The 9890-nt window shown below is 71.5% G+C and carries 12 protein-coding genes; all 12 read left to right on the top strand.

The genetic code is table 11. The features are described 5' to 3' along the window. Window positions 1-3 precede the first annotated feature (3 nt). The 12 genes from aspA to VHA72_RS08890 all read left to right on the top strand — a co-directional run bounded on the left by aspA (window position 4) and on the right by VHA72_RS08890 (window position 9848). Window positions 4-1461 (top strand): aspartate ammonia-lyase, encoded by a 1458-nt coding sequence (aspA, locus tag VHA72_RS08835; RefSeq protein WP_325574329.1) that lies wholly within the window; start codon window positions 4-6, stop codon window positions 1459-1461. A gap of 121 nt (window positions 1462-1582) precedes the next feature. Beyond that, window positions 1583-2032, top strand: a complete 450-nt coding sequence (locus tag VHA72_RS08840) for a flagellar FliJ family protein (protein WP_325574331.1) — start codon at window positions 1583-1585, stop codon at window positions 2030-2032. Next, on the top strand, window positions 2029-3081 hold the full coding sequence (locus tag VHA72_RS08845) for a transglycosylase SLT domain-containing protein (RefSeq protein WP_325574333.1): 1053 nt from the start codon (window positions 2029-2031) through the stop codon (window positions 3079-3081). The genes VHA72_RS08840 and VHA72_RS08845 overlap by 4 nt, the downstream gene beginning before the upstream one ends. After that, entirely contained in the window at window positions 3078-4346 is a 1269-nt protein-coding gene (locus VHA72_RS08850; protein ID WP_325574334.1) for a flagellar hook-length control protein FliK, read from the top strand. Before VHA72_RS08845 ends, VHA72_RS08850 begins: the two co-directional genes overlap by 4 nt. A 10-nt stretch (window positions 4347-4356) precedes the next feature. Then, window positions 4357-4809 (top strand): flagellar hook assembly protein FlgD, encoded by a 453-nt coding sequence (locus VHA72_RS08855; protein WP_325574336.1) that lies wholly within the window; start codon window positions 4357-4359, stop codon window positions 4807-4809. 39 nt (window positions 4810-4848) lie between these two features. Next, window positions 4849-5721, top strand: a complete 873-nt coding sequence (locus VHA72_RS08860; RefSeq protein ID WP_325574338.1) for a flagellar hook-basal body complex protein — start codon at window positions 4849-4851, stop codon at window positions 5719-5721. 466 nt (window positions 5722-6187) lie between these two features. Continuing rightward, entirely contained in the window at window positions 6188-6502 is a 315-nt protein-coding gene (locus VHA72_RS08865; RefSeq protein WP_325574340.1) for a flagellar FlbD family protein, read from the top strand. Then, on the top strand, window positions 6502-7269 hold the full coding sequence (locus tag VHA72_RS08870) for a motility protein A (protein WP_325574342.1): 768 nt from the start codon (window positions 6502-6504) through the stop codon (window positions 7267-7269). Before VHA72_RS08865 ends, VHA72_RS08870 begins: the two co-directional genes overlap by 1 nt. A gap of 1 nt (window position 7270) precedes the next feature. Then, entirely contained in the window at window positions 7271-8224 is a 954-nt protein-coding gene (locus VHA72_RS08875) for an OmpA/MotB family protein (RefSeq protein ID WP_325574344.1), read from the top strand. Further along, complete coding sequence (locus VHA72_RS08880) at window positions 8221-8649, top strand: flagellar basal body-associated FliL family protein (RefSeq protein ID WP_325574346.1); 429 nt, start codon at window positions 8221-8223, stop codon at window positions 8647-8649. Before VHA72_RS08875 ends, VHA72_RS08880 begins: the two co-directional genes overlap by 4 nt. A gap of 105 nt (window positions 8650-8754) precedes the next feature. Beyond that, the gene (locus VHA72_RS08885) at window positions 8755-9717 is read left to right on the top strand and encodes a flagellar motor switch protein FliM (protein WP_325574347.1); all 963 of its coding nucleotides are present in this window, start codon (window positions 8755-8757) and stop codon (window positions 9715-9717) included. Then, on the top strand, window positions 9714-9848 hold the full coding sequence (locus VHA72_RS08890; RefSeq protein ID WP_325574349.1) for a hypothetical protein: 135 nt from the start codon (window positions 9714-9716) through the stop codon (window positions 9846-9848). The genes VHA72_RS08885 and VHA72_RS08890 overlap by 4 nt, the downstream gene beginning before the upstream one ends. Window positions 9849-9890: the final 42 nt, after the last annotated feature.

Genomic DNA, 9890 nt, shown 5'->3' on the forward strand with positions numbered 1-9890 from the left:
CCCGTGACCGAGCCCGGCACCACCGTCGACTTCCGCGTCGAGCACGACCTGCTCGGCGACCGTGAGGTTCCCGCGAACGTCTACTGGGGCGTGCACACCCTGCGTGCCCTGGAGAACTTCCCGATCACCGGCATCCCGATCAGCTCCAGCCCCTATCTGGTCGAGGCGCTGGCCGCGGTCAAGGAGGCCGCCGCGCACGCCAACCACGACCTGGGCCTGCTCGACGACGAGCGGTTCGAGGCCATCCGGCGCGCCTGCGAGGAGATCCGCGCCGGCTCGCTGGCCTCGCAGTTCGTCGTGGACGTGATCCAGGGCGGCGCCGGCACCTCGACGAACATGAACGCCAACGAGGTGATCGCCAACCGCGCCCTGGAACTGCTCGGGCACCCGAAGGGCGCCTACGACGTGCTGCACCCCAACGAGCACGTCAACCTGAGCCAGTCCACCAACGACGTCTACCCGACCGCGGTGAAGATCGCGATCGTCAAGGCGACCTACGCCCTGCTGGAGGCGATGGAGCAGCTGGAGGAGAGCTTCCGCCGCAAGGCGGCGGAGTTCCACGACGTGCTGAAGATGGGTCGCACCCAGTTGCAGGACGCCGTGCCGATGACGCTGGGCCAGGAGTTCAACGCCTATGCCGTCATGCTCGGCGAGGACCGTGCCCGGCTGGCCGAGGCGGTGGCGATGCTCTACGAGATCAACCTCGGCGCCACCGCGATCGGCACCCAGCTCAACGCCCCCAGCGGGTACGTCGAGGCGGCTCGGCAGCATCTGGCCCGGATCACCGAGCTGCCGCTGGTGACGGCCGCGGACCTGGTCGAGGCGACCCAGGACTGCGGCGCGTTCGTGCACCTCTCCGGCGTGCTGAAGCGGATCGCGGTCAAGACCAGCAAGGTCTGCAACGACCTGCGGCTGCTCTCCTCGGGCCCGCGCGCGGGGCTGGGCGAGATCAACCTGCCCGCCCGGCAGGCGGGGTCGAGCATCATGCCCGGCAAGGTCAACCCGGTGATCCCCGAGGTGGTCAACCAGGTCGCCTTCGAGGTGATCGGCTTCGACGTCACCGTCACGATGGCGGCCGAGGCGGGCCAACTGCAGCTCAACGCGTTCGAGCCGGTCATCGGCTACTCGCTCTCGGCGAGCCTGTGGCGGATGCGCCAGGCGATGATCGTGCTGGCCGAGAAGTGCGTGGACGGCATCACCGCCAACCGCGAGCTGCTGCGGCGCACCGTCGAGGACTCCATCGGCCTGGTCACCGCGCTCAACCCCTACATCGGCTACCGCGCCGCCACCGAGATCGCCCGTGAGGCGCTGCTGTCTGGTCGAGGCGTCGCCGAGCTGGTGCTCGAGCACGGGCTGATGGACGCCGAGCAGCTGGCCACGGTGCTCCAGCCCGAGGTGCTGGCCAACCTGCGCCGTGAGCCGGAGCCGGCCGACGCCGTACCGGTGCCGCTCGAGGCCTAGCCGAGAAAACCCTGCTCGCGGGCCTCAGGTCCGCCCCCGCGCGGCCGATGGGGCCCGCGAGCAAGGAGCGCTCACTCCCCCAGCCGACGGATCGGCACGGTGACCAGCAGGAGTCTGTGCCTTGAGTGCTCCCCGTTCCGCGGCCGACCGTGGCCTGCGCGCCGTCGCGCGCGTCCGCGGCGTGCGCGAGCAGGACAGCCGCGAGGGTCTGCAGCTCGCCGTGGCCGACCAGCGCTCCCGCCAGGAGCGCCTGCTGGAGCTCTCCCGCCGGCTGGCGGAGGCGCCCGCCCATCTGGAGGGCTCGCCCGCCGACGTACTCGGCCTGCGGCTCGCCCTCGGCTTCCTCGGCGACGAGGTCCGCGACGCGCGTACCGAGGTCGAGCACGGCGAGGTCATCGTCGACGCCGCCCGGGCCCGCTGGGAGCACGACAAGGCCCAGCTCAGCGCGGTCGAGAAGCTGCTCGCCCGCCGGGCCGCGCGCCGCCGCGCGGAGGCCGCCCGCGCCGAGGCCAAGGAGAACGACGACATCGCCGCCCAGCGCTGGTCCCGCACCCGGGGGAACGTCTCATGACCACCTCCATCGCCGACATCAGCGCCCGGATCCAGCAGATCCAGTCGCAGCTGGCCGCGCTCGCGCCCGCCACCAGCAGCACCGACGGCAGCACGGACAGCACCAGCGGCACCGACTTCGCCGCCGCGATGCGCACCGCCACCACCGGCGCCACCGCGAGCGACGGCAGCACACTGGCCCCGCCGCCGGGCTATTCCGGCTCGAGCCTGAGCGGGAGCGACGTGGTCGCCGACGCCCGCCGCTACCTCGGCGTCCCCTACCGCTGGGGCGGCACCGACCCCAGCACCGGACTGGACTGCTCGGGGCTGACCCAGCAGGTGTACGGCGACCTGGGCATCTCCCTGCCCCGCGTCTCGCGCGATCAGGCGAACGTCGGCACCGCGGTGAGCAGCCTCGCCGACGCCCAGCCGGGCGACCTGCTCTTCTTCGGGTCCCCCATCCACCACGTGGCCATCTACGAGGGCAACGGGATGATGATCGAGGCCCCGCACACCGGGCAGAGCGTGAAGGAGATCCCGGTCGCCGACTTCGGCGAGCCGGTCTCCGCGATCCGCCGAGTGCTGGGCTCCTCGGCCGACCCGAGCTCCGGAGTCACGGGAGTCTCGGGCAGCTCGGGCGTCACGGGCCGGGTCGCGACCGGCGCCGGCGGCTCGACGAGCGTCAGCGACACCACGCCGTACGCCTCGGTCATCGATGCCGCCGCGGCCCGCACCGGCGTGCCCGCGTCGCTGATCGCGGCGGTGGCCCAGCAGGAGTCCGGCTTCAACGCCGGCGCGGTCAGCAAGGCCGGCGCCGAGGGGATCATGCAGCTCATGCCGGCCACCGCGAAGGGCCTCGGCGTGACCGACCCCCTGGACGCCACCCAGTCGATCAACGGCGGCGCCGACTACCTCGCCAGCCTGCTGCAGCGCTTCGGCGGCAACACCACGCTCGCCGTCGCGGCCTACAACGCCGGCCCGGGTGCCGTCCTCAAGTACGGCGGGGTGCCGCCGTACCCGGAGACGCAGCACTACGTGCGCAACGTCCTCTCCCTGATGGAGGCATCGTGACCATCGCGCCCTTCACGCCCACCACGCCGAGCCGCCAGCACGGCAGCAGCGCCGGTGCCGACGGCGCCACCGGCACCGACACCGCACTCGGCTTCCTCGCCGAGCTCGCCGCCGCGGTCGGTACGGCGGGCCCACTCGGCCAGCTGCTCACCACCGCGACGCCCACCACCGGCACGACCGCGGCCCTCGGCACGACCACCGTGACGACAGCGACCACCGTGGCCGGCGGATCCGCCGCGGTCGCCGGGACCGCCGGCGCCGCTGGCCGGGCCGCGACCCCGGGCGCCACCCCGGGCGCCACCTCGGAGCCGGTGACCGGCCAGGCGACCGCAACCCCGCAGGCGACGGTGCTCCCCGCTGCCGACGGTCCCGCGGTGGCCCCGGCCTCCTCCGCCGCCGCCCAGCCGACCGCCTCGGACGGAACGGCCACCGCCACGCCGCCCCAGGCCCGGCCGAGCACCGCACGCACGACGACCGCCGACGGCACCACGCCGGCGCGCGCCATGCCCCAGCCGACCGACGGCGCGGCCGCGATCGCGGCCCAGGCGACCGACGCCCGGACCGGCGACAACGGCGGTGGCGGCACCGAGGAGCACAGCGGCACGAAGCCCGCGCCGCGACTCGACCCGGCCGCGGCGACCACCCCTGCGACCACGACCACCACCGCTGACGCCCTCGGCGTCCCGGAGACCGTCGCGCCGACGGCCGTCGCCGCTACCCCGGCGCCGAGCCAGGCCCAGACCACCGCGGTGCTGCAGCAGGTCTTCCCGCAGATCACCCGGGTGGCCGGCACCCAGGGCACCCACCGGCTGGCCATCACGCTCCACCCCGAGCAGCTCGGCGAGGTCAAGGTGACGGTGGTGGTGCGCGCCGGCAACGTCCGCGTCACCGTGGCCACCGACCCGGCCAACGGCATGGCCCGCACCGCGCTCGAGCACGGCGCTCCGGAGCTGCGCAGGCTGCTCGAGGCCACCGGCGGCGACGCCCACGTGACGTTCGGCGACCTGGCCCCGGGCTCGGCCCAGCCTCAGGGCAGCGGCCAGACCGGCCAGCAGCCCGGCCAGCCTGGCCAGCACTGGGGTCAGGGCACCGCCACCGACACCTCCGGCCACGGCGGCCGCCACGACTCGGCGCCGTCGCAGTCGCAGGCCCAGACCGCGGCCGGCGGCGGACGTCCGTCGTACGACGGACCGACGACCGCCGCCGACGACAGCCGATCCGTCCCCGTCCGTCCTGCCACCTCCGGCGTCGACCAGCTCATCTGAGGAGAACGACATGACCGTCACCCCCGTCGGCGCTGATGCCAGCGCCGCCACCAGTCAGCTCGGGCTGCTGTCCTCGGCCGCCGGCGCCAGCGCGGACATCTCCGGCACCCAAGACGACGCGAACACGTTCATGCAGCTGATGGTCGCGCAGCTGAAGTACCAGGACCCGATGAACCCGACCGACTCCACGTCGTTCCTCACCCAACAGGCGATGTTCACCCAGCTGCAGGCGGTCCAGCAGATCCAGGACCAGACCGCGATGCTGATGTCGGCCCAGATGGCGTTCGGGGCGAGCGCCCTGATCGGCAAGCAGGTGTCGTGGACCAACTCCGACGGCTCCACCAGCAGCGGCGCCGTCTCCGCCGCGACGTTCACGTCCTCTGGCCCGACCCTGACGGTCGGCAGCCAGCAGGTCCCCCTCACCTCGGTCGTCAGCGTGGCGAACCCGAGCACCTCCGCCTGATCCCCACTCACCAGAACCCCACAAGAAAAGGACAACGCGATGCTCCGCTCCCTCTTCGCCGGCATCAGCGGCCTGCGGGTCAACCAGACCATGCTCGACGTGACCGGCAACAACATCGCCAACGCCAACACGATCGGCTTCAAGAGTTCGACGACCGTCTTCTCCGACACGCTGAGCCAGATGCTGACCGCGGCCGCCGCGCCGAGCACCAACCAGGGCGGCACCAACCCGATCCAGATCGGCCTGGGTGTGCAGCTGGCCTCGGTCACCGCCAACTTCACCCAGGGCTCCAACGAGACCACCGGCAGCCCGACCGACATGATGATCAACGGCGACGGCTTCTTCGTGGTGCAGTCCGGCAACACCAACACCTACACCCGCGCCGGCGCGTTCCACTGGGACGAGGACGGCAACCTGGTCGCGCCCGACGGCAAGTTCGTGATGGGGTACGCCGCCACCGGCACCCCGCCGACCGTCCCGGTCGACGCCAACGGCGACCCGACCGGCAGCCTGGTGCGGCTCAACCAGAACACCAACGGCTACGCCACCGCCACCAATCCGATCACCTCCTATGAGATCGGCAGCGACGGCATGATCACCGGCACCTACGCCGACGGCACCCGCCAGGAGATCGGCCAGGTCGCCATCGCCACCTGCGTCAACCCGCAGGGCCTGGAGAAGGTCGGCGACACCGAGTACCAGGCATCGGTCAACTCCGGCCCCGTGACCACCAGCGTCGCCGGCCAGGGCACCCGCGGCTCGCTGACCGTCGGCTCGCTGGAGATGTCGAACGTCGACCTCGCCTCGGAGTTCACCAACCTGATCCTCGCCCAGCGCGGCTTCGAGGCCTCCTCGAAGGTGATCACCACCTCCGACCAGGTCCTCGACGACCTGGTCAACATGAAGCGCTGACGCTCCGGCGTACGACGGCGGGCCGCTCCTCCGGGGGCGGCCCGCCGTGTCTGTTCGTCGGGGTGGGCAACCGGCGCCTCCTCGGCTGACTCCGCGGGCGCGGCGGGCGTCGGGCGGCCCCGGCGGGCGGCCCCGGCGGGCGGCCCCGGCGGGAACAACTGGCTAGCAGAACAACTGGCTAGCAGAACAACTGGCTAGCAAGAGCGACCGGCTAGAGAACAACTGGCTAGCAAACGGCGGCGCGGGCGGGTGACGGGCCACGCCCACTAGCCAGTTTTCTGCGAGGCGCCCGCCCCGCTAGCCAGTTGTTCGCGGCAGCCCACCCCACGAGCCAGTTTCCCGCAGCCCACCGCACTGTTCGACCGCAGTGCTCAGGTCAGCCCCCAACGCGCCGAACTAAGAACATGACCGGCCACGGACGGCTGGCCGCATAACCACGCGAACCGCACAAGGACGGTGCGACCAGATGATCACGCTCACCCGCCTCTCGGGCTCGGTGTTCCTGCTGAACGCCGACCTGATCGAGCGCGTCGACAGTGCGCCCGACACGATCATCACCCTCGTCGACGGCAAGAAGTACGTCGTGGCCGAGACGATGACCCAGGTCCTCGACGCGGTGGTGGCGTTCCGGGGCGAGATCGTCGCCCTCGGGTCGCTGCTGGACGCCGTCCACCCCTACCTGCACCGCAAGACCGACGACCCGGAGCACAAGGAGCCGCACCTGGCGCCGGTCACCGAGCTCGGCACGCCCAACCCGCGGCGCGGAAGCGGTGACGCCTGATGGATGCTGCCACCCCGATCGGGATCGTCCTCGGCTTCGTGGTGATCGTCGTCGCCAACATCATGGAGGGCGGCCACCCCACCAGCCTCCTGCTGCTGCCGCCGATCCTGCTGGTCCTCGCCACCACGGTCCTGGTGACCATCGCGGGCGGCACCATGTCCGACGCCAAGAACGCCGTCGGCTCGCTGCGGCGGGCCTTCTCGGGCAAGGTGCAGCCGGCCGGGGACCTGGTCCCGGCCGTCATCACACTGGCCGAGAAGGCCCGCCGCGAAGGGCTGCTGGCGCTGGAGGACTCGCTGCGCGACATCGACGACCCGTTCCTGGTCAAGGGCGTCACGATGGCGATCGACGGCACCGACCCCGAGGAGCTGCGCGACATCCTCGAGGCCGAGCTGATGGCCAAGAAGTCCGAGGACAAGCACGCCGCGAAGTTCTTCACCGACGCCGGCGGCTATGCGCCCACGATCGGCATCATCGGCACCGTCATGGGCCTGGTGCACGTGCTGGAGAACCTCTCCACGCCGGAGAAGCTCGGCCCGCTCATCGCCAGCTCCTTCGTCGCCACGTTGTGGGGCGTCATGTCGGCCAACGTGCTGTGGCTCCCGCTCGGCAACCGGCTGCGCCGGATCGGCCAGCTCGAGGCCGCCCGGATGGAGCTGGCCATCGAGGGCGTCTCCGCGATCCAGTCCGGCGCCAACCCGCGCCTGGTCGCCGAGAAGCTCCGCTCCCTCCTGCCGGCCGACCAGCAGGTCACCGAGGCGGCCTGAGATGCCTCCCAAGACGGCCCGTCGCCCGGAGCCGGTACGCCGGCGCCGTACCCGCGAGGAGGAGCCGGAGGAGCACGGAGGCGGCATGGAGCGCTGGCTGGTCACCTACGCCGACATGGTGACCCTGCTGATGGTGCTCTTCATCGTGATGTTCTCGATGTCGCACGTCGACGCCAACAAGTACGAGCAGCTCAAGGAGGGCTTGGCCAACGGCTTCGGCCGGGCCAGCCAGATCCTCTCCGGCGAGAGCCCCATGCTCGACGATCAGGGTCCGGTCTCCAGCGGCTCCGACGTCATGGACAACAGCCTGATCACCAACATGCCGGCCAGTGAGGCGGCGAAGATCAAGAGCGCCGTCGCCCAGGCGCAGCAGCAGGCCAACGAGCGGACGTACGCCGACGCCCAGGCGCAGGTCAAGTCCCTGCTCGCGCTGTGGCACAAGATGCAGCAGGCGCTCGCCAAGCAGGGGCTGCAGGACGACGTCCAGGCTGCCATCGACGAGCGCGGCCTGGTGGTCTCGCTGGTCTCGCGGCACGTCGTCTTCCGCGCCAACGTCGCCGACCTGACCGCCCGTGGGCAGCGGATCGTCGACACGATCGCGCCGGTGCTGCGCACCATCAAGGAGCCGATCGAGGTCGACGGCCACACCAACCAGGTCAAGGTGAAGCCGAAGTACTACCCCACCGACTGGGAACTCTCCGCGGCCCGCGCGGTCAACGTGCTGCGCCGGCTCAACGAGACCGACGGCATCCCCGACCGGCGGCTCAGCGCCACCGGGTTCGGCCACACCAAGCCGTTGGAGGACCCCTCCATCGCCGGCTCCCAGAAGATCAACAAGCGCGTCGACATCGTCGTCCTCTCCCAGGCGCCGGCCGAGACGCGGGCGCTCTACCAACAGGTCCAGCAGGACCTGCAGAAGCAGCAGAACCAGACCCAGACCGGAGGCCAGCCGTGACCGTCACCGCGATGCCCAACAGCGACACCCAGGACCAGCGCCCGCGCAAGCGCGGCAAGGTGATCATCGCCGTCCTCCTCGTCGTCCTCCTGCTCGGCGGGGGTGCCTACTTCGTGCTCAAGCCGTCCAAGGCGGGGCCGCCGCAGCCGGGCCCGGTGGATGCGCTGGACTCCATCCAGATCAACCTCTCCGGCGGCCACTACCTGCGGCTGGGGATGGCGCTGCAGCTGCGCAAGGGCGTCTCGGAGATCGACGGCAGCAAGGCGCTCGATGCGGCGATCAACCTGTTCAGCGGCCAGGCGCTCGCGGACATCAACACCGGACAGACCCGCAACAGCCTCAAGGCGAAGCTGGCCAGCCAGCTGACCACGCTCTACCACGGCGACGTGATGGGGCTCTACTTCACCGAGTTCGTCACGCAGTAGCGCCGCTACCCCCACCACCCCTGGCCCGTTCGGGCTAGGCAGACTGCCCGGTCGGTCCGGGTCGTTCCGCTCAGATGCCGTCCCGGCACGCCGATCCGGGGAGGCGTGACGATCGCTCCCCCGCCGTCGACGAGCCCCCGGTCCGGGCACACGGGCGCCCGCGGACGTCGCCGTACCCGGTCCACGGAGCCTGTTCCCTACGACTTCCGTCGGCCGATCCAGCTCTCTCGCGAGCATCAGCGGATCCTGATGCTGGGCTTCGACGGGTTCGCCCGGCAGGCCACGACGGTCTTCACCTCGTCGCTGCGCACGGTCTGCCAGGTGACCCTGCAGACCATCGAGCAGCGCACCTACAACGAGTACGTCGAGAGCCTGGGCAACCAGACCTACATGACGCTGTTCAGCGCCGACCCGATGCCGGGCCTGGGCGTGCTGGAGATGCCGATCTTCGCGATCATGTCCTGCGTCGACCACATGCTCGGCGGCCCGGGCAGCGACGACCAGCCCGACCGCGCCCTCACCGAGATCGAGGCGGGCGTGGTCAAGGGCTTCGTGGAACGCCTGCTCGGCGAGATGCGCTACTCACTGGCCTCGGTGCTGCCGCTGGAGCCGACCGTGACAGCGACCGAGTACAGCCCGCAGTTCGCCCAGGTCGCCGCGACCGCCGACGTGATGGTGGTCGTGGAGTTCGAGCTGCGCATCGGCGAGCGCGGCCACCGGATGACCGTCTGCCTGCCGTTCAGCGGGCTGCTGCCGCATCTGACCAGCGCCGCCAACCCCGGCCCGGTCTCCGACCGCGAGCGCGCCTCCCGGGTGCACGCCGCGGACCTGCTGCGCCAGCAGATGACACACGTGCCGGTCCAGGTCTCGGTGCGGTTCCGGCCCACCCGACTGGGCCCGGTCGACCTCAGCAAGCTGAACGTCGGCGACGTCCTCCGGCTGGCGCACCCCGCCTCGGCGCCCCTCGACGTCACTCTCGACGGCACCACCTTCGCGCACGCCACCCCGGGTGCGCGCGGCCAGCGGCTCGCCGCCCTGATCGTGGACACCCCCAAGGAGAACTCATGACCTCGTCGTACGGCGACCTGACGCTCGACGACCTCGCCGCCGGCGCGGCCGCCGCCGCCGCCGCCGGGGTGGGAGGGGCGCCAGGAGCGGAGCCGTTGGCCTTGAGGATGAAGGCGGCGATGTCCGCGTAGGTCTGGCTGGGCAGCGATCCTGGCGCGCCCGGTGGCATGCGC

The sequence above is a fragment of the Nocardioides sp. genome (genome assembly GCF_035547795.1).
Taxonomy (GTDB): Bacteria; Actinomycetota; Actinomycetes; order Propionibacteriales; family Nocardioidaceae; genus Nocardioides.

Excerpts from the sequence above, each read along its gene's own strand:
- VHA72_RS08845 (WP_325574333.1), top strand. The coding sequence starts at position 2,029 with ATGACCACCTCCATCGCCGACATCAGCGCCCGGATCCAGCAGATCCAG.
- VHA72_RS08855 (WP_325574336.1), top strand. The coding sequence starts at position 4,357 with ATGACCGTCACCCCCGTCGGCGCTGATGCCAGCGCCGCCACCAGTCAG.
- VHA72_RS08860 (WP_325574338.1), top strand. The coding sequence starts at position 4,849 with ATGCTCCGCTCCCTCTTCGCCGGCATCAGCGGCCTGCGGGTCAACCAG.
- VHA72_RS08865 (WP_325574340.1), top strand. The coding sequence starts at position 6,188 with ATGATCACGCTCACCCGCCTCTCGGGCTCGGTGTTCCTGCTGAACGCC.
- VHA72_RS08870 (WP_325574342.1), top strand. The coding sequence starts at position 6,502 with ATGGATGCTGCCACCCCGATCGGGATCGTCCTCGGCTTCGTGGTGATC.
- VHA72_RS08875 (WP_325574344.1), top strand. The coding sequence starts at position 7,271 with ATGCCTCCCAAGACGGCCCGTCGCCCGGAGCCGGTACGCCGGCGCCGT.
- VHA72_RS08890 (WP_325574349.1), top strand. The coding sequence starts at position 9,714 with ATGACCTCGTCGTACGGCGACCTGACGCTCGACGACCTCGCCGCCGGC.